This window comes from Pseudomonas sp. LABIM340 (genome assembly GCF_040017195.2).
In the GTDB taxonomy this organism is placed as follows: Bacteria; Pseudomonadota; Gammaproteobacteria; order Pseudomonadales; family Pseudomonadaceae; genus Pseudomonas.
The window spans coordinates 6532585-6551612 of record NZ_CM200227.1 but is presented as its reverse complement, the minus strand read 5'-3'; the positions used below and the strand labels follow the sequence as shown (position 1 = coordinate 6551612).

Annotated in this window: 16 protein-coding genes; 4 read left to right on the top strand and 12 right to left on the bottom strand. The window is 66.6% G+C overall.

Annotation, left to right across the window (positions count from 1 at the left end):
* Nucleotides 1-109 precede the first annotated feature (109 nt).
* From ABKS89_RS30140 to ABKS89_RS30125, 4 genes are all read right to left on the bottom strand, one after another.
* Complete coding sequence (locus tag ABKS89_RS30140; protein ID WP_138213582.1) at nt 110-589, bottom strand: acyl-CoA thioesterase; 480 nt, start codon at nt 587-589, stop codon at nt 110-112.
* Between the two features lie 202 nt (nt 590-791).
* Entirely contained in the window at nt 792-1550 is a 759-nt protein-coding gene (locus ABKS89_RS30135; protein ID WP_045213936.1) for an SDR family NAD(P)-dependent oxidoreductase, read from the bottom strand.
* Between the two features lie 340 nt (nt 1551-1890).
* The gene (locus ABKS89_RS30130) at nt 1891-3258 is read right to left on the bottom strand and encodes a glutamine synthetase family protein (protein ID WP_138213583.1); all 1368 of its coding nucleotides are present in this window, start codon (nt 3256-3258) and stop codon (nt 1891-1893) included.
* Nucleotides 3259-3338: 80 nt separating this feature from the next.
* Nucleotides 3339-4733: an aspartate aminotransferase family protein gene (locus ABKS89_RS30125; protein WP_348588843.1), complete on the bottom strand. Its 1395-nt coding sequence runs from the start codon at nt 4731-4733 to the stop codon at nt 3339-3341.
* Nucleotides 4734-4860: 127 nt separating this feature from the next.
* On the opposite strand from ABKS89_RS30125, the gene ABKS89_RS30120 reads away from it, so the two are divergent.
* Together ABKS89_RS30120 and ABKS89_RS30115 are read left to right on the top strand one after the other, a co-directional pair.
* Complete coding sequence (locus ABKS89_RS30120; protein ID WP_348588844.1) at nt 4861-5649, top strand: SDR family NAD(P)-dependent oxidoreductase; 789 nt, start codon at nt 4861-4863, stop codon at nt 5647-5649.
* Nucleotides 5650-5723: 74 nt separating this feature from the next.
* Nucleotides 5724-6389 carry a GntR family transcriptional regulator gene (locus ABKS89_RS30115; RefSeq protein ID WP_348588845.1) on the top strand — a complete coding sequence of 222 codons (666 nt, stop codon included), beginning with the start codon at nt 5724-5726 and terminating at the stop codon, nt 6387-6389.
* Nucleotides 6390-6397: 8 nt separating this feature from the next.
* Here ABKS89_RS30115 and ABKS89_RS30110 read toward each other — a convergent pair whose 3' ends face one another.
* The 3 genes from ABKS89_RS30110 to ABKS89_RS30100 all read right to left on the bottom strand — a co-directional run bounded on the left by ABKS89_RS30110 (nt 6398) and on the right by ABKS89_RS30100 (nt 8194).
* Nucleotides 6398-6610 (bottom strand): YgdI/YgdR family lipoprotein, encoded by a 213-nt coding sequence (locus ABKS89_RS30110; protein ID WP_017521498.1) that lies wholly within the window; start codon nt 6608-6610, stop codon nt 6398-6400.
* Between the two features lie 103 nt (nt 6611-6713).
* Nucleotides 6714-7115 (bottom strand): SMI1/KNR4 family protein, encoded by a 402-nt coding sequence (locus ABKS89_RS30105; protein WP_081519074.1) that lies wholly within the window; start codon nt 7113-7115, stop codon nt 6714-6716.
* A 194-nt stretch (nt 7116-7309) separates the two neighbouring features.
* Nucleotides 7310-8194, bottom strand: a complete 885-nt coding sequence (locus ABKS89_RS30100; RefSeq protein WP_138213587.1) for a Tim44 domain-containing protein — start codon at nt 8192-8194, stop codon at nt 7310-7312.
* Between the two features lie 259 nt (nt 8195-8453).
* On the opposite strand from ABKS89_RS30100, the gene ABKS89_RS30095 reads away from it, so the two are divergent.
* Entirely contained in the window at nt 8454-10214 is a 1761-nt protein-coding gene (locus tag ABKS89_RS30095) for a cation:proton antiporter (RefSeq protein ID WP_138213588.1), read from the top strand.
* A gap of 75 nt (nt 10215-10289) precedes the next feature.
* Here the strand turns inward: ABKS89_RS30095 and uvrD are convergent, their stop codons facing one another.
* The gene (gene uvrD, locus ABKS89_RS30090; RefSeq protein WP_348588846.1) at nt 10290-12470 is read right to left on the bottom strand and encodes a DNA helicase II; all 2181 of its coding nucleotides are present in this window, start codon (nt 12468-12470) and stop codon (nt 10290-10292) included.
* A 176-nt stretch (nt 12471-12646) separates the two neighbouring features.
* On the opposite strand from uvrD, the gene ABKS89_RS30085 reads away from it, so the two are divergent.
* Entirely contained in the window at nt 12647-15496 is a 2850-nt protein-coding gene (locus tag ABKS89_RS30085; protein WP_348588847.1) for an EAL domain-containing protein, read from the top strand.
* Here ABKS89_RS30085 and ABKS89_RS30080 read toward each other — a convergent pair.
* Genes ABKS89_RS30080 through ABKS89_RS30065 form a run of 4 tightly spaced genes read right to left on the bottom strand, consistent with a single transcriptional unit; the run spans nt 15490 to nt 19017 of the window.
* The gene (locus ABKS89_RS30080; RefSeq protein WP_138213591.1) at nt 15490-16011 is read right to left on the bottom strand and encodes a nitrous oxide reductase accessory protein NosL; all 522 of its coding nucleotides are present in this window, start codon (nt 16009-16011) and stop codon (nt 15490-15492) included. The two genes, ABKS89_RS30085 and ABKS89_RS30080, sit on opposite strands and share 7 nt — an antisense overlap.
* Nucleotides 16012-16025: 14 nt before the next feature.
* Nucleotides 16026-16850 carry an ABC transporter permease gene (locus ABKS89_RS30075; RefSeq protein WP_138213592.1) on the bottom strand — a complete coding sequence of 275 codons (825 nt, stop codon included), beginning with the start codon at nt 16848-16850 and terminating at the stop codon, nt 16026-16028.
* Nucleotides 16847-17755: an ABC transporter ATP-binding protein gene (locus ABKS89_RS30070; RefSeq protein WP_138213593.1), complete on the bottom strand. Its 909-nt coding sequence runs from the start codon at nt 17753-17755 to the stop codon at nt 16847-16849. The genes ABKS89_RS30075 and ABKS89_RS30070 overlap by 4 nt, the downstream gene beginning before the upstream one ends.
* On the bottom strand, nt 17752-19017 hold the full coding sequence (locus ABKS89_RS30065; RefSeq protein ID WP_138213594.1) for a nitrous oxide reductase family maturation protein NosD: 1266 nt from the start codon (nt 19015-19017) through the stop codon (nt 17752-17754). The genes ABKS89_RS30070 and ABKS89_RS30065 overlap by 4 nt, the downstream gene beginning before the upstream one ends.
* Nucleotides 19018-19028 lie beyond the last annotated feature (11 nt).

Here is a 19028-nt window from a genome sequence, read left to right as displayed (position 1 = left end):
GCGTAGTAATCGATTCCTACCTTGCTTTCACGCAAGGGTAACCTGTTGACGCATTGAGGAATTTCCACGGCACGCGACATTTCTTTTCAGGAAATGTCGCGAACGTCCGTCATTCGTCGCGAAGCTCTTTGTAGCGCTGTTCCAGCTCCTGGCGAATCTGCCGACGCTGCTGGGCCTGGGCGAAACGACGTTTCTCGTCCTTGGTCTGCGGCACCAGTTGCGGCACCTCGATGGTCTTGCGGTCGTCGTCCAGCGCCACCATGGTGAAGAAGCAGCTGTTGGTGTGGCGCACGGATTTCTCGCGGATGTTCTCGGTGACCACTTTCACGCCGATCTCCATGGAGGTACGGCCGGTGTAGTTCACCGAGGCGAGGAAGGTGACCAGTTCGCCGACGTGGATCGGCTGACGGAAGATCACCTGGTCCACCGACAGGGTCACCACGTAATAGCCGGCGTAGCGGCTGGCGCAGGCGTAGGCGACTTCGTCGAGGTACTTGAGCAGGGTGCCTCCGTGGACATTGCCGGAGAAGTTGGCCATGTCGGGGGTCATCAGGACGGTCATGCTGAGCTGGTGGTTGCCAGGTTCCATGGAATTCTCTTCGGAATTGTCTTGGGAAAAGGAAAGGGCCTAACTCTGGACAACCAAAGCGCGGCAGGCGACACAGTTTTTTCTATACCGCCGATTGGCGCCCGGCACCAGTGGGCCATTTACCAATGGCCTTTCTGTCGTTCGATCAACGCCCGAAACGAAAACGGGCGACCCAAGGCCGCCCGTTCGTTTACCTGCCGGCTCAGCGCCCGGCGGAGAGGCCGAAGTCGATGGCCAGGTCGGCGCCGGTGATGGCTTCGGATTCCGGCTTGCACAGGTACCAGACCAGCTCGGCGACTTCCTCGGGGCGGATGAAGCGCGACGCCTTGCCCTGTGGATAATCCTTCAGCAGGGCGCGCTTGTAGCTGTCGGGGTTGCCCTGGCCATAGCGTTCGGCCTGGTAGTCGAGCATCGGTGTGGCGATGTCGGCCGGGGAGATGGCGTTGACCCGCACGCCGGACTCGGCCAGTTCCAGCGCCAGGGTACGGGTGAGCATGGTCAGCGCCGCCTTGCTCGCGCAGTACGCCGCGGAGCCGCGATAGGCCTGGCGGCCGGAGTCGCTGGAGATGTTGACGATGCAGCCGTGGTTTTCCTTGAGGTACGGCGTCGCCGCCTGGCACATGTAGAAGGCGGCCTTGAGGTTCACGCCCATCACCAGGTCGAAGTCGTCTTCGTTGAAGTCTTCCACCGGGCCTTCGCGCCAGACGCCGGCGGCGTTCACCAGGGCGTCGAGGCGGCCGGTGCGGGCGAGGATGTCGGACACCAGGCTGTGGCAGTTGTCGGCGCGTCGCAGGTCGCCGACGGCGGTGGCGTCCAGCGGGACCTGGGCGTTGAGCGCATGCAGGCCGGCCTTGTCCACGTCGGTTGCGGCGATGCGCCAGTGGCTTTGGGCGAAACGTTTGGCGATGGCTTTTCCGAGGCCACCGGCAGCGCCGGTGATCAGTACGACAGGAGTGCTCATTGTCTACGGGTTCTCCCTGCCTGAGAGAGGACGGCGGCCGGCAGGCAGTACCGGCGGCGCCGCTTTGACCACGGGGCGCGTCTGCGCCCCGTGCAATTACAGACCAAGAAAAGACCAGATTCTTCAGTCTGACAGGGTAAATTTTTCGTAAGGCTGTCGTGTGTCAGTGGGGCGTGGCGAACTGTGCGGTTGGCGGAGGTGGGCAACTCCCCCGCGCGCCGGCTGACCTGTAGGAGCGAGCTTGCTCGCGAACAAGCTCTGACGCGCGCGCCTTCGCGAGCAAGCTCGCTCCTACAAAAGCAGCTCGGTCGTGCAGGGTTGTCTGCCCATACGCCTGCGATCACGCGTGATGCAGATACCAGCGCCAGTCCTGCTCGCCGACTTCGCCCATGAACTGGCGGTACTCCTCCCACTTGATCGCCAGGAACACCTTGAGGAATTCCTCTCCCAGCGCCTCGCGGGCCCAGGTGGAGGCTTCCAGTGCGCGCAGCGCGGTGAGCCAGTCGGTGGGGAGGAACTCGGTGGCCTGCTCGTAGCCATTGCCGACGATGGGTGCGCCCGGATCGATCTGCTCGCGGATGCCTTCGTGGATGGCCGCGAGGATCGCCGCCGCCGCCAGGTACGGGTTGGCGTCGGCGCCGCAGATACGGTGCTCGATGTGCCGGCTCTTGGCCGGGCCGCCGGGCACGCGGAACGATACGGTGCGGTTGTTCACGCCCCAGCTCTTGGCCAGCGGCGCATAGCTGTTGGCCTGGAAGCGGCGGAAGGAGTTGGCGTTGGGGCAGAAGATCGCCAGGGAATCCAGCAGGCGCGCCATCATGCCGCCGATGGAGTGGCGCAGCAGTTCGGTGCCGTGAATGTCTTCGCTGGCATAGAGGTTGTTGCCCTGTTCGTCGGCGAGGCTGACGTGCAGGTGCATGCCGGAGCCGGCGCGGTCGCCGAACGGCTTGGCCATGAAGCAGGCCTGCAGCCCGTGCTTGTTCGCCACACCCTTCACCAGGCGCTTGTAGCGCACGCCTTCATCGATGGCCTGCATGACGTCGAAGCGGTGTTCCAGGGTCAGCTCGACCTGGCCCGGCGCGTACTCGGAGATTGCCGTGCGCACCGGCAGGCCCTGGACTTCGCACGCGGCGTAGAGGTCGTCGAGGAACGGCTGCAGCTGTTCCAGTTCGTAGACGCCATAGACCTGCGGCGCTTCCGGGCGGATGCCGTTCATCTGCACCGCCGGCTGCGGACGGCCGTTGGCGTCGCGCTGCTTGTCCAGCAGGTAGAACTCCAGCTCCACCGCCATCACCGGGTGCAAGCCGTCGGCCTTCAGCCGGTCGACCACGCGGGACAGCGCCTGGCGCGGGTCGGCCGGGGTGGCGGGCAGGCCCTGGGTCGGGTGCATGCTCACCTGCAGCTGGCCGGTGGGGCTGGCGCGCCAGGGTTGCAGGGTCAGGCTGCCGGGCAGCGGGTAGGTCCAGCAGTCGGCGTCGGCCACTTCCCAGACCAGCCCGGTACCTTCGACGTCCTCGCCCTGCACGGTCAGCGCGAGGATCGAGCTGGGCAGCGGGCGGCCGTTGTCGTAGATCGCCAGCAGCTCGTCACGGTGCAGCAGCTTGCCGCGCGGGATGCCGTTGGAATCGATGATGAACAGTTCGATGCTGCGCACGTCCGGGTGGGCGGCGAGGAAGGCTTCGGCTTCCTGTCGATCGGCGAATTGCATGGTGGTCCTCGGTGGCGCTCGGCGCCGGATTGTTCTTTTGGCAGGAGCGAACCACGTTCGCTCCTGCAGGTGGCAGGCGATCAGGCCTCGCGCGCGCCGGGAATCGCCAGCAGCTCGGTGATGCCGGAATCGAGGGTCTCGATCAGGCGATCCACGTCTTCGGCGGTGGTGTCCGGGCAGCACAGGGTCATGTTGTGGAACGGCGTGATCAGGATGCCGCGGTTGATCAGGTACAGGTGCAAGGCCATCTGCAGCTCGTCGTGGAAGGCGGCTTCGGCCTCGGCGCCGGTGCGCGGGGAGACGGGGCAGAACTGGAACTCGCTGCGTGCGCCCAGTTCGGTCACCGACCACTTCAGCTCGTGCTGGGCGATCAGGCGGCGGAAACCGTCGGCCAGGCGCTTGGCCAGCGGCAGCATGTGGTCATAGGCCGCCTGCGTCATCACCTGTTCCAGGTTGGCGCGCATGCAGTGCATGGCCAGGGCGTTGGCCGAGAGCGTGGTGCCCATGCCGCTGTGGCCGTGGCCATGGCTGTCTTCCTGGGCACTCTTGCGCGAGGCGGCCATGCGTTCGGCCATCTCCGCGCTGCAACCGAAGATGCCGCAGGGCACGCCGCCGGCGATCGGCTTGCCGACAACGAAGAAGTCCGGGTCGAGGTTCCACAACTTCGTGCAGCCACCGATATTGGTGGAGATGGTGTGGGTTTCGTCGATGATCAGCAGCGAACCGTACTGGCGGGTCAGCTCGCGGCACTTCTGCATGAAGCCCGGATCAGGCAGGACCATGCCGATGTTGGTCATCGCGGGCTCGCACAGCAGGGCGCAGACGTCGCCCTGGGCCAGCGCGGCTTCCAGCGCCTCGACGTCGTTGAAGGGGATGGAGCGGCTGTGCTGGGTCAGGTCGTAGGCCTGGCCGACCAGGCCGGAGCGGTGCACGGTCTCGCCGTCGCGGTAGCGCACCATCACGTCGTCGACGGTGCCGTGGTAGCAGCCGTCGAACACCAGCAGGGTCTTGCGCCTGGTCACCGCGCGGGCCCAGCGCAGCACATAGCGGTTGGAGTCGGTGGCGGTGGCGGTCACCTGCCAGTAGGGCAGGCCGAAGCGCGCGGCGAGCAGTTCACCGCAGACCACAGCGTCTTCGCCGGGGAGCATGGTGGTCAGGCCGCGTGCGCCTTGCTCGGCGAGCGCGCGGGCGATCGGTGCCGGCGAATGGCCGAACATGCTGCCGGTGTCGCCCAGGCAGAAGTCCACGTAGTCATGGCCGTCCACGTCGTAGAAGCGGGCGCCCTGGGCGCGTTCGACGAACAGCGGGCAGGGCGTGGACCAGTCAGCCATCCAGTGCATCGGCACACCAGCGTACAGCGACTTGTGCGCACGCTCGGCAAGGGCGACGGACTTGGGATTCTGTTCCAGGAAGCGCTGGCGCTCGCGGGCGGTGAAGAGATCCACGGCCTGTTGGGCGATTCCGCTGGCGGTCATGTTGCACACCTCGTTTGTTATTTCGCACATCTTCCATTTGTGATCACAAAAATGTCAATACAGCGCGTCGACTGCCTGATAATCTGCCCTGTAACGAATTCTGTGATCACAGAACAAGAAGATACCCATGAAAGATGTCACGAATGAGTCCGCCTGGGCCGGCCAGGTCGCCCTGGTCAGCGGCGCTGGCAGCGAGTCCGGCATCGGCTTCGCCAGTGCCCGCCGGCTGGCCCGCAACGGCGTGAAGCTGCTGCTCACCGCCAGCAGCGAGCGCGTTCTGTTGCGAGCGCAGGAGCTGTGCGCCGAAGGCTTCGAAGCCCGCGCGCTGCCCGCCGACCTGACCTGCGAGAGCGACGTCCGCGCCCTGGCTGAATGGGCGCAGGGGCAATGGGGAAGCGTAGACGTGCTGGTGAACAACGCCGGCATGGCCATGCAGGGCAGCCCGGAGCCCTTCGCCGAACTGGCGGCGATGGACCTGGCGACGTGGAACCTGTCGCTGGCGCGCAACCTGACCAGCGCCTTCCTGCTCACTCGCGCGCTGCTGCCGGGGATGCTGGAGCGCGGCTACGGGCGCATCGTCAATGTCAGCTCCACTACCGGCGTGCGCGCCAGCAACCCAGGCGAGTCCGCCTACAGCGCAGCCAAGGCCGGGATGCTCGGCATGAGCATGGGGCTGGCGCTGGAAGTGGCGCGTCGCGGGGTGACGGTGAACAGCGTGGCGCCGGGCTGGATCGCCACCGGCTCCAGCAGCGAGGAAGAAATCCAGGCCGGACGGCGCACGCCGCTCGGCCGTTCCGGGCGACCGGAGGAGGTGGCGGCCGCCATCGCCTTCCTGGCCTCGCCCGAAGCCAGCTACATCACCGGCGAAGTGCTGGTGGTGGATGGCGGCAACTGTCTGATCGAGAACAAGGGATAAGCAAGATGAAGCACGATTGCAGCCTGACCTTCGCCCAACTGCCGGCGCCGCCGGCCGGCCGGGAGTGAATCACGATGGCCGACAACCTTCAGGAACAGCTGTACCAGAACCTGCGCCAGGCCTTGCTGAGCGGGCGCTTCCAGCCCGGCGAGCGGCTCAAGATCCGCGACCTGGCCGATGAGTGGGGCACCAGCCCGATGCCGGTGCGCGCCGCCCTGCAACGGCTGGTGGCCGAGGGTGCGCTGGAGGGCGAGCCGCAGCGCTCGCTACGGGTGCCGGTGATGACCCGCGAGCGCTACCTGCAGATCCTGCAGGTACGGCAATCCCTGGAGGGACTGGCGGTGGAAGACGCGGCCAGGCACCTGAAGCCCGCCGACATGGCTGTACTGCGCGATTGCACCGAGCGCATGGAAATTGCGCTGAATGCCCGCGACGTCCACGGCTACCTGGAGGCCAACAGCCGGTTCCACCTGACGCTCTACCGTGCCTGCGGCAATCCCACGCTGCTGCGCATGATCGAGGCGCTGTGGCTGCAGGTCGGGCCCTTCTTCAACCGGCTGTTCACCGAGGCCGACCTGTCGCTGCGCCTGAACGACTTCCACGAAGATGCCCTGCAGGCGCTGGAGCGTGGCGATGGCGCAGGCGCGCGCAAAGCCATCGAACAGGACCTGGGCTACTGCGGCCAGTACCTGCTCAACCTGCTTGAGCTGGAAAGCGGGGGAAGGCTCGGGGCGCGCTAGGGCGCCCTTCACGGGGTCTTGATGAAGCGGACGTTGTCCTTCTTGATCAGGATCGTCTCGCCGTTGAGCTGTTCGAATTCGTAGTAGTCATTGTATTTGTCGTAGTCGGAGTGATCCTTCACCAGGATTTCGCTGCCGTCCTGCAGCGTCACCACGGCCTTGTCGGCGCATCCGGCGAGGCCGAGCAGCAACAGGCAGGTGAACAAGGCTTTCAACTTCATAGTTTCTCCACGGGGCATCGTACCCGCCCGGGCAGCAAGGGCTGGAGGTACGCTGGGTTGCCTGTGTGACCATGGAAGTTTCAGGAAATTCCGACACCGGGCTTCAAGTATCCAGCCATACGTCGCGTGCCCAGGTCCAGACGGAGTCCCAGGTTTCCTCGGTGAGCTCGCCGTCGGCCCAGAGAATCACCTCGCCGTCCTCGGCGACCGCGTAGTAGTCGTCACCATCGGCGCAGAGCGGAATCAGCTCGCGCGGCAGGCCACTGGCCCAGGCCACGGCGGCCACTTCCGGCAGGTAGGTGTGGGACTGCGGATCGGCCACGGTGACCGGCTCCAGGCGCCCGTAGATCACGTCGCTGACCAGCAGGAGGAACTCACGGAATTCCGACGGAATGCCGATCAGCAGGGCTTCTTCGATTTCCACCAGCAGTTCTTCGTCGGGCAGTTCCAGCGGTACCGGAACCGGCTCGTTCGCTTCACGCAGTTTCTCGATCACATCTTCCACAGGTGGGGCCTCTTTGAATTCGACGAATGGCGCGCTTTATACAGTAGTAGCCGGCCATCCGCGCAAGACCACTGTGTCGGCGTCGTCCGGACGAGCGGCGGGCCCGCGGGGACCGGGGTGGCGCATCGACGGAGCGAACGACGGAAACGAAAAAGCCCGGCGATTGCCGGGCTTTTTCAGTGTTGCGCGCAGGATCAGTTCTGACGGATGCCCGCCACCAGCCAGGGCTGGTTCTCGCCCTGCGGGCGCTCCATGCGCCAGCTTTCGCTGAAGGGCTCGCCCTGGTCGAAGCGCGAGGACTTCGACACGCCGCTGAAGGTCAGGGTGGCGATGGTCTTCTCGGCCTGGTCGTCCACGCCTTCGAGCTGCACGTCGAGGTTGTCGATGTAGGTGGACTGGTAGCCCTCGCCCAGGTCAGCGCGCTCCTGCTTGAGGAACTGCAGCATCTGCGGGGTGACGAACTCGGCGATCTTGTCCATCTCGTTGGCGTCCCAGTGCTGTTGCAGGGACATGAAGTGCTCGCGGGCGGCGGCGACGAAACGGGTCTCGTCGAACCAGCTCGGCGCGTTGATCACCGGGCGGCTGTCCATCACCGGACGGGACGCACCACCGAAGATCGACGGTGGGGCGGCCGGCATTTCACGCTGCATCGGCGCATGTCCACCGGCCATGGCGGGCTGATTGCCCTGCTGCTGGCGGCGACGGGAGGCGATGAAGCGGAAGGCGATGAACGCGATCAACGCGATGATCAGGATGTCGAGGAACTGCATGCCCTGGAAGCCGTCGCCCATGAACATGGAGGCGAGCAGGCCACCGGCGGCGAGGCCGGCCAGCGGGCCGAGCCAGCGCGAAGCGCCGCTCTTGGCAGCGGCGCCGGCAGCGCCAGCGGCGGCACCGGTCGCGGCAGGACCTGCGGCAGTCGGGGAATTCGGGGCGGCATTGGGTTGCGCCTGGCGAGTCTGGTGGCTTGGCGCCGAGCCCATGCTCTTGCCACCACCGAAACGCTTGGCGGCGTTGACGTCGAGGCTGAGCGTCACGGCGACACAGAAGGCCATGGCAAGGCTGAGAAAGCGCTTCATGGTTGTCATTCTCTTGGTTGGTATACGACGCACGTCATGTTGCCGGTGGGTGCCCGTGAGGGCCAGCCGGATTTTGTTTCGTGCTGTTGCCCTGCGTGGGCTCGCCCCCTGATATGGGGCCTGATGAATCCCTTTCCAAATCAGTCTGTTACTGATTCTTTCAGAGCCGCCTGTCGGAGGACTCGGATGGTAGGCTTCGCTGAGCGAGGCCGTCAGCCGCGCGATCCCCCTGACCAGCCCGCCGCGAGGACCGCCGACCATGCATGCCATCGACTTCATCCAGGACCTCGCGGTGATCATGCTGATCGCCGGTTTCGTCACCATCCTCTGCCACCGCTTCAAGCAGCCGGTGGTGCTGGGCTACATCATCGCCGGGGTGATCATCGGCCCGCACACCCCGCCGTTCGCCCTGGTGCACGACGAGGAAACCATCAAGACCCTCGCCGAGCTGGGGGTGATCTTCCTGATGTTCTGCCTGGGGCTCGAGTTTTCCCTGCGCAAGCTGTTCCAGGTCGGCGCCACGGCGTTCATCGCCGCGTTCCTGGAAATCACCCTGATGATCTGGGCCGGCTTCGAGATCGGCCGCCTGTTCGACTGGAGCACCATGGATTCGCTGTTCCTCGGCGCGATCCTGGCGATGTCCTCCACCACCATCATCATCAAGGTCCTGGGCGACCTGAAGATGAAGAACGAGCGCTTCGCCCAGCTGATCTTTGGCGTGCTGATCATCGAGGATATCCTCGGCATCGGCATCATCGCGCTGTTCTCCGGCATCGCCGTGAGCGGCACGGTGGAGGCGGACCAGGTGTTCTCCACGGTCGGCAAGCTCAGCCTGTTCATGGTCGTCGCGCTGGTCGTCGGCATCCTGCTGGTGCCGCGCCTGCTGGCCTACGTGGCGAAGTTCGAAAGCAACGAGATGCTGCTGGTGACGGTGCTGGGCCTGTGCTTCGGCTTCTGCCTGCTGGTGGTGAAGCTGGAGTACAGCATGATCCTGGGCGCCTTCCTGATCGGCGCGATCATGGCCGAGTCGCGCCAGCTGATCCAGATCGAACGGCTGATGGAGCCGGTGCGCGACATGTTCAGCGCGATCTTCTTCGTCGCCATCGGCCTGACCATCGACCCCAAGGTACTGGTGGACTACGCCGCGCCGATCCTGGTGATCACCCTGGTGGTGGTCGCCGGCAAGCTGGTCTCCTGCGGCGCTGGCGCCTTCATCGCCGGTAACGACGGGCGCACCTCGATGCGCGTGGGCATGGGCCTTTCGCAGATCGGCGAGTTCTCCTTCATCATCGCTGCGCTGGGCATGAGCCTGGGCGTGACCAGTGACTTCCTCTATCCGGTGGTGGTCGGCGTGTCGGCCATCACCACGCTGCTGACGCCCTACCTGATCCGCTCGGCTGACCCGCTGGCGCTGTACCTGGGCCGCAGCCTGCCATCGCCCATGGTGCGCGTGTTCAGCCTGTACGGTGAGTGGCTGCGCAGCATCAAGCCGCGCGGGGACAAGGCGATCCTCGCCGGGATGATCCGCCGCATCCTGCTGCAGGTCGGAGTCAACCTGACCCTGGTGATCGCGATCTTCTTCGGCCTGGCGTTCTTCGCCGATCGCCTGTCGCAGTGGCTGGCGCAGTTCGTCGAGCACGAGGCGCTGCACAAGGCGCTGATCTGGGGCGCCGCGTTGCTGCTGTCACTGCCGTTCCTGATCGCCGCCTACCGCAAGCTCAAGGCGCTGGCGATGCTGCTGGCGGAGATGGGCGTGAAGGCGGAGAGCGCCGGGCGCCACACGGCCCGCGTGCGTCGGGTGATTTCCGAGCTGATCCCGCTGCTGTCGCTGGGCGGCATGATGCTGCTGCTGGCGGCGCTCAGTTCGAGCATCCTGCCGCCGGGCGAGCTGCTGGTGGTGGTGGCGCTGATCGCAGGATTGGTGATCGCGGTGTTCTGGCGCTGGTTCATCCGCGTGCATTCGCGGATGCAGGTGGCGCTGATCGAGACCTTCGAGCAGAACGGCGGCGGGCATCACTGAGGCCTCGCCATTCCCTGTAGGAGCGCCCCATGGGCGCGATCGCGGGCATGGCCCGCTCCTACAAATTGGCCGTGATCAGATCGCTTCCAGCTTCGCGTAACCCATCATCAGCCACTTGCTGCCCTCGCTGTCGAAGTTCACCTGCACCCGTGCCTGGGCGCCGGAGCCTTCGAAGTTGAGGATCACGCCGTCGCCGAACAGCGGGTGGCGTACGGACTGGCCGAGACTGAACGGGGTGTCCGGCACGCTGGCGCCGCTGAACAGGTTGCCGCTGCGCTGGTTGCCCGACAGCGGGCGACTCACCGAGTTGGACAGGCGCACTTCCTGGATCAGGCTCGGCGGGATTTCGCGGACGAAGCGCGAGACCTTGTTGTAGGTCTCGCTGCCGTACAGGCGGCGGGTTTCCGCGTAGGTCATGACCAGACGGTGCATGGCGCGGGTGATGCCGACGTAGGCCAGGCGGCGTTCTTCTTCCAGGCGACCGGGTTCTTCCAGGCTCATCTTGTGCGGGAACAGGCCTTCTTCCACGCCGGCGAGGAACACCAGCGGGAACTCCAGGCCTTTGGCGCTGTGCAGCGTCATCAGCTGCACGCTGTCCTCGAAGGCGTCGGCCTGGGTGTCGCCGGACTCCAGCGCGGTGTGGTCGAGGAAGGCCACCAGCGGCGGGGTGTCCTCGTCGTCCGGGGTCTCGAAGGCGCGGGCGGCGCTGACCAGTTCTTCCAGGTTTTCCACCCGGGCCTGACCTTTCTCGCCCTTCTCTTCCTTGTGGTAGGTGATCAGGCCGGACTGCTCGATGACGATCTGGGTCATCTGGTGCAGCGGCAGGCCCTCGACCTTCACCGCCAGCAGGTCGACGGTTTCCAGGAACACGTTGAGCGCACTGGCGGCTCGGCCGGCCACGGCCTTGGCGGCGATCACGTCGTTGATCGCGCGCCACATCGAGGTGCCGTTGTGGCGTGCGGCGTTGCGGATCGCCTCGACGGTCTTCTCGCCGATACCGCGCGGCGGCACGTTGATCACCCGCTCCAGCGCGGCGTCGTCGTCGCGCAGGCGGATCAGGCGCAGGTAGGCCAGGGCGTTCTTGATCTCGGCGCGCTCGAAGAAGCGCTGGCCGCCGTAGATGCGGTAGGGAATCTTCTCGCGCAGCAGCGCCTCTTCCAGCACGCGGGACTGGGCGTTGGAGCGGTAGAGGATGGCGATGTCGCTGCGCTTGAGGCCGTCCTTGCGCAGGGCGTCCGCGATGGTCTCGACGATGTAGCGCGCCTCGTCATGCTCGTTGAAGCCGGAATACAGGGTGATCGGGTCGCCGTCGACGCCGTCGGTCCACAATTCCTTGCCCAGGCGCCCGCTGTTGTTGGCGATCAGCGCGTTGGCGGCCTTGAGGATGGTGCCGGTGGAGCGGTAGTTCTGCTCCAGGCGGATGTCCTCGGTGCCGGCGAAGTCATCGCCGAACTGCTGGATGTTCTCGATCTTCGCGCCGCGCCAGCCGTAGATCGACTGGTCGTCGTCGCCCACCACCATCAGGCTCTCGCCGCCCTTGCCGAGGAAGCGCAGCCAGGCGTACTGCACGGCGTTGGTGTCCTGGAACTCGTCCACCAGGATGTGGCGGAAGCGCCGCTGGTAGTGCTCCAGCAGGCTCGGGCGGTCGCGCCAGAGGTCCAGCGAGCGCAGCAGCAGCTCGGCGAAGTCGACGACGCCGGCGCGGGCGCAGGCCTCTTCGTAGGCCTGGTAGACGCTGACCATGGTCGCCAGGTACAGGTCGCCGCCGGCCTGGATGTTCTGCGGGCGATTGCCCTCGTCCTTCTGGCCGTTGATGAACCACTGCGCCTGGCGCGGCGGCCAGCGCTGCTCGTCGAGGCCCAGCTCGCGCACCACGCGCTTGACCAGGCGCAGCTGGTCGTCGCTGTCGAGAATCTGGAAGTTCTCCGGCAACCCGGCTTCCTGCCAGTGCGCGCGCAGCAGGCGGTGCGCCAGGCCGTGGAAGGTGCCGACCCACATGCCGGCCGGGTTGATCCCCAGCAACTGCTCGATCCGCGCGCGCATCTCGGCGGCGGCCTTGTTGGTGAAGGTCACGGCCAGGATGCTGTGCGGAGAGGCGTTCTCGACCTGGATCAGCCAGGCGATACGGTGCACCAGCACGCGGGTCTTGCCGGACCCGGCGCCAGCGAGCACGCGCTGGCGCCCCAGCGGCGCGGCCACGGCCTGGCGCTGCGGGTCATTGAGGGAGTTGAGCAGGTAGGAGATGTCATCGTTCATGGGGCGGCATTCTACCGACGGGCGGTTTTCCCCGGCAAACCCGCCCGCTGTCCGGCGTCTTCCCGACGAAAGTTGGGCGGGCACGCAGCCAATTGCCATCATCCTGCTTGGGTGGGGCTACCTCCTCGGGTATGCTCCGCCGACGCCTAGGCCTGACACCTACAAGAAAAACGCCTATGACCGCTTATGTAGAGCCTTCGGCGATCCCGGTGAGCCATGCCGAGATCCGCCAGCAGTACGCTCACGAAATTGCCGTCGAACGCACGCGCCTGCTCTATCAGGGCTCGCGGGTGCCGACCCTGCTCATGCTGCTCAACGGCCTGGCCTGCGCTGGCTTGCTGTGGGATTACGTGAAGCCGGGCCTGCTCGCCGGCTGGCTGGTGTGGCTGGTGCTGCTGGCCGTGCTGCGGCTGATCCAGGTATCCGCCTTCAACGCCGCTTCCGCCGAGCGTCAGGCCAGCCCGCATTGGCAGCGCACCTTCCTGTTCGGCGCCGGCGCTTCGGGGCTGACCCTGGCCTTTGCCGCCATCGCCCTGGTGCCGCCGGACGCCTTCCTCCAGCAATCCCTGGTCTTCGGCCTGATCGCCGCGGCCATCCTGTCCGCCAGCGTCGCCTACGCGGTCAGCCTGCCGGCCTTCCTGACCTTCGCCTTGCCCTGCCTGTTTCCGTCCATTGCCTACTTATTGATCAGCGATAACCCGCTACAGCAAGGTTGGGGCGTGCTCGGAGTGATCCTGCTGGCCGCGCTGCTGGTGGTGGCCTGGCAGATCCACCGGGTAGTCCACGTCGGCCTGCTGCGACGCTTCCAGGCCCAGGCGCTGGTGGCGCACCTGGAGCGCGCCAAGGCGCAGACCGAAGCGCTGAACCAGGACCTGGAGCGCGAAGTCGAGCAGCGCCGTCGCGCCGAACGCGAACTCTGCCGCGCCCGCGACGCCCTGCAGGAGCGGGTCGAGGCGGGCAGCGCCCAGCTCAGCCATACCGAGGCGCGCCTGGCCCTGGCGCTGGAGGCCAGCGAACTGGGCCTGTGGGACTGGAACCTGCTGACCGACGAAGTGCACCACTCGCACCTGGAGGAAATCTTCGGGCTGACCCAGGCGGCGGTGAAGAGCGTGCGCAACGACCTGCGCCCGCGTCTGCACCCCGACGACCTGCCGCTGCTGCGCCGCGCGCTGGTCGAGCACCTCAAGGGCCGCACCGACGGCTACCGCATCGAATACCGCGTGCGCCACGCTGCCGGCCACTGGGTCTGGGTGGAAGACCGTGGCCGTGTGATGGAGCGCGACGGCCACGGCCAGGTCACGCGGATGGTCGGCACCCGCGCCGACATCTCCACGCGCAAGCTGCGCGAGGAGGAGCAGCGCCTGGCCGCCACGGTGTTCGAGGCTGCCAGCGAAGGCATCATCATCCTCGACCCGGATTACCGGTTGATCGCCCTCAACGAAGCCTTCACCCGCCTCACCGGCTACCGCCGCGAGGAAGTACTGGGGCACAACGTCGCGCGCCTGATGGGTTCCTCCGAAGCGTTGCGCCGCTACCAGTCGATCCGCACCGAGCTGGAGCGCCAGGGCACCTGGCAGGGCGAGCTGATCGAGACGCGCAAGAACGGCGAGCTGTACCCGCAGTGGCTGCAACTGAACGTGGTGCGCGACGGCCGTGGGCAGGTCGCCCATGTGGTCGGCTTCTTCGCCGACCTCACCGCCCGCCGCGACGCCGAGGAGCGCCTGCGCTACCTGTCGCACTACGACGAACTCACCGGGCTGGCCAACCGCACGCTGTTCAAGGAGCGCCTGCACGAGGCCAGCCAGCGCGCGCGCCAGGAAGGCCGCACGGCGGCGCTGCTGCTGATCGACCTGGACCGCTTCAAGCTGCTCAACGACAGCCTCGGCCACGAAGTCGCCGACCAGCTGCTGCGGCAAATGTCGCGGCGCATGACCCAGACCGTGCCCGAGGCCGACACCATCGCCCGGCTGTCCGGCGACGAGTTCGCCGTGCTGATCGACTCCTACGCCAGCCTCGCCGCGCTGGCGCGGTTGTCCAGCCGCCTGCTGGCCAAGTTGCGCACGCCGATGACCGTGGGCGGCCACGAACTGGTGGTCAGCGCCTCGGTGGGCATCAGCCTGCTGCCGGAAAACGCCTGGGAAATCTCCGCGCTGATGAGCCAGGCGAACATGGCCATGCAGCACGCCAAGCACCTGGGCGGGAACACCTTCCAGTTCTTCACCGACAACCTGCAGGCCTGCACCCTGGAGCGCCTGCAGCTGGAAACCCGCCTGCGCAAGGCCATCGACGAAGGCCAACTGGACGTTCACTACCAGCCCAAGCTGAACCTCGCCAACGAGCGCCTGGACAGTGCCGAAGCACTGGTGCGCTGGCGCCACCCGGAGATGGGCATGGTCCCGCCCGGCGATTTCATCGGCCTCGCCGAGGAAACCGGGCTGATCGGCGCCATCGGCGAGTTCGTCCTGCGCCGCGCCTGCAGGCAGGCACGCGCCTGGCAGCTCCAGGGCCGCGAGCTGCGGGTATCAGTGAATCTCTCGGTACACCAGCTGCGCACCGGTAACCTGGTCGACCTGGTGCGCACGGTGCTGGAAGACACCGGCCTGCCGTCGCACCTGCTGGAGCTGGAACTCACCGAAAGCCAGTTGCTGGACAACGTCGAGAGCGTCACCACGACCTTCCACCAACTGCGCGAAATGGGCGTGAAGCTGGCCATCGACGACTTCGGCACCGGCTATTCCTCACTCAGCTATCTCAAGCGCTTCCCGGTGGACTACGTGAAGATCGACCAGACCTTCATCCGCGACCTGTCCGAGCGCGGCGAAGATGCGGCCATCACCCGCGCGATCATCGCCATGGCGCACAGCCTGGAGTTGAAGGTGGTGGCCGAAGGCGTCGAGCAGGCCGAGCAGCTGCGCTTCCTGCGCGCCCACGGTTGCGACGAGATTCAGGGCTACCTGATCAGCCAGCCGGTGCCGGCGGATGCCTGCCTGGCGCTGCTGGAGAGAAGCGACCGGCTGGCTCAGTGATGCTGGTGGTCGCCTGATACTCCCTGCAGCACGCTCTGGTCGATCTCGCTGAAGCGCAGCACGCGACCGCCCTCGGAGTTGGCCATGCGATCCGCATCCGCCCGTTCGGAGAATGAGGCCAGGGTAGCGCCCATGGCGCCGGGGCGTTTCACCCCGACCACGTAGAAGGCGCTGGTGGCGTCGATCAGGTGGCGGTCGTCGGGGTGGTTCCAGTCGCTGCGGGCCATGTCATGCACATACAGGCGTGCGCCGCTGTGCTGGTTTTCCGGCTGCAGCCACCAGCCCAGCAACTCGGCGGTGGAACAGAACTTGTGTACGGCGCCGGGGGCCACGGCTTCACCCTTGGGACCGGCAAAGTCGCTGATGATCATGCCGCAGACGTGGCATTCCTCGCCGTTCTGGAAGGGCACTGGGCCCAGGTTGGCACTTTGTTGGGCAGCATCGTCGCAGCCGCCGAGCAGCAAGCTGAAGAACCCGGCGGCGAGGCCGAGGCGAAGGGGACGGGACAGCAGCATGGGGGCTCCTTGAGTCAGATCGGGCGCCGGCGGAACAGCGCATAGGCCAGCGCCAGCGCGGCCAGGGTCCAGGCGCACAGCGCCAGCCAGAGGCCGGCGACGGGAACGGCGAGGTCGCGGCCGAGGGTCAGTACGCCGCCCAGCTCGGAACCGAAGTCAGGCAGGTTGATCAGCCGGTACAGGTCGGTGGGGTTGAGCAACAGCAGCCAGGGCAGCAGGTTGGCGCTGAGCTGGCCCTTGCCGATCACCAGCAGGGCGAGCAGGGCCAGGTCGAACAGCAGTACGAAGAAGAACCACACGCCCAGCGCCAGGCCGGCGGCGGTGGATTTTTCGCTGACCCGCGCACTCAGCGCGTAGGCCATCGCCAGGAAGGTCCAGCCCAGCAGGCAGGACGACAGGATGAAGCGGGCGAAGGAGCCCAGCAGCTGCCCCAGCGGAATACCCGGCACCAGCACGGCGATGGCCAGGGCGGCGGCGGAGAAGCCCAGCAGCGTGGCGAGGCCGAGGATCAGGCCGTGGCCAAGAAACTTGCCGATCAGCAGCTGCCCGCGCCCCAGCGGGTAGGTCAGCAGGAGCAGCAGGGTGCCGCCTTCCTCCTCGCCGACGATAGCGTCGTAGGCCAGCAGCAGGGCGATCAGCGGCATCAGGAAGGTAGCGAGGCTGGTCAGGCTGGCCAGGGTTGCCGGCAGCGAGGTGAAGCCCACCTGGCCGCTGGCGGCGGCACCGAGCCAGGCAATGCCGACCGCCAGCAGGGCGAACAGCAGGCTGATGGCGAGCAACCAGCGATTGCGCAGGCCGTCGGCCAGTTCCTTGCGGGCGATGTTCCAGATCGGGTTCATGCCGGGGCTCCCGCGTGCGCGCTCTGCATATGGTGGCGATAGAGGTCCTCCAGCGACGGAGGCAGCACTTCGAGCTCCTGCGCCTGCTCGGCGAGCAGCACGCTGAGCACTTCGTGCTGGCGCCCTTCACTGACCCGCAGCTCCAGGCGTCGGCCATCCAGGGCGGCGACTTCATGGCCGACGCTGCGCCAGTGTTGCGGCCAGTCGCTGTCGGGTTTGCCTGCGTAGCGGATACGTACCGGCAGGCCGGCGTCCCGGCGTAGGTCGGCAAGACTGCCGGCGGTGAGCAGGCGGCCCTTGGCCAGGATCGCGGCGCGGTCGATATGCGATTCCACGCCGGGCAGTACGTGGGAGCAGAGGATGATCCCGGTTCCCTTTGCCCGCAGGCGGTCCAGCCATTGGTAGAGCTCGATGGTGGCCAATGGGTCGAGACCGACGGTGGGCTCGTCGAGCAACAGCAGTTGTGGCTCGCCGAGTAGCGCCTGGGCCAGGCCGAGGCGCTGGCGCATGCCCTTGGAATAGGTTTTCACCCGGCGCTGCGCGGCGTGGCTGAGGCCGACCTGCTCGAGCAACTCGTCCACCTCGGCGGGTCGCGCGCCCTTGAGTCGGGCGAAGTGCTGCAGCGTTTCGCGGCCGGTCAGCTGTGGATAGAAGGTCACGTTCTCCGGCAGGAAGCCGATGCGCCGGCGCACTGCCGCATCGCCGGGCGACTGGCCGAAGACTCGCACCGAGCCTTGTGTCGGGCGCAGCAGGCCGAGGATCAGCTTGATCGTGGTGGTCTTGCCGGCGCCGTTATGCCCGAGCAGGCCGAGGACTTCGCCGGCCCCCAGTTGCAGATCGAGCCCCTGCAGGGCGGTGAAGCCGCCGTAGTCCAGGGTTGCGTCACGGATTTCCACGGGGTTCATGGTTGCGCCTCCAGGTCGGCGGCGCGCATCAGCGGGAAGCTGTCGCGCACGCCGGGCGGACGGGTGACGGGAAAGGCGCGCTGGACCCAGCGCAGCAGTTCGATGGCGGGGCTGGTCATCAGCAGTTGCACTTGCGGGTACAGCCAGAGCAACTGATCGACCTTGTCGTTGGGTTCGTAGGCGACGTCGCCGATGCCGTCGGCGTCGCGGTCCCAGCCCAGGTAGTCGCTCCAGTAGTTGCCGCGCCCGTCGGCGGACCATTCCTGGGTCCGGCTGGCGACGTACTTGACCTGCTGGCGGTTGCCGATGAAGGCGTTGCCGCTGATGCGGTTGTCCTCGGAGCCGGCGGTCAGGTGGATGCCCAGGGCGCTGCTTTCGAAGCGGTTGTCCTCGATGCGGTTGAACAGCGAGTTGTAGATGAACAGGGCCTTGCCCTCGGCGCCGGCGATCATCGCGTCGCCGCCGCCATCGCCGCTGCGCACGGCTTCGACGCGGTTGCCGGTGAGGGTGGAGTAGGTGATGTAGTTCATCAGGATGCCGTAGTTCTGGTCGTCCACCGAGCGGTTGCCGACCACGGTGAGCTTGCGGCTCTGCATCAGCGCGTAGCCGGTGCGGGTGTGCCGGGTGGTGTTGCCGATGACGCGGCTGTTGTGGGTGAACATGTAGTGCACGCCGTAGCGCAGGTCCTCGAAGAGGTTGTCTTCGATGCTGCTGTCGTTGGAGGTGTCGATGTAGACGCCGTCGCGGGTCTGGCGCACCTGGTTGCCGCGCACCAGGGCGTTCTTCACCGCATAGAGGTGGATGCCGTTGCCGCGATCCTGGGAGCGCACGCTGGGGTCGCCCTGGATGCGGTTGTCGAGTACCTGCACGTCGGCCGTCGCGTCGAGCCAGATGCCAAAGCCGGCGCCTTGCAGATCATTGCCGCGCACCACGGTGCCGTGGGCGGCCTTGTCGATGAAGATCGCCGCGTCCATGGCGGTCAGGTCGCGTCCCCAGTTGCGCAGGCTGCAGCCTTCTATGACGACGCCGGGCACGCGCACGTGCAGCGTGCTGCCGGTGCCCTGGCCGTCGATCAGGGCGCCTGGTGCGCAGCGCAGGTGCAGTGGATGGTCGATGGTGAAGTTGCCGCTGTACGTACCAGCCGGCAGCGTGCGGATGTCGCCGTCGCCCTGCAGTGGCAGCTGGTCGATGGCTTGCGGTTGTGCCTGGACGCTTGCCGCGAGCAGCAGCGACAGGGCAAGGCCAGGCCGGGTGAGTCCCATGCAACACCTTC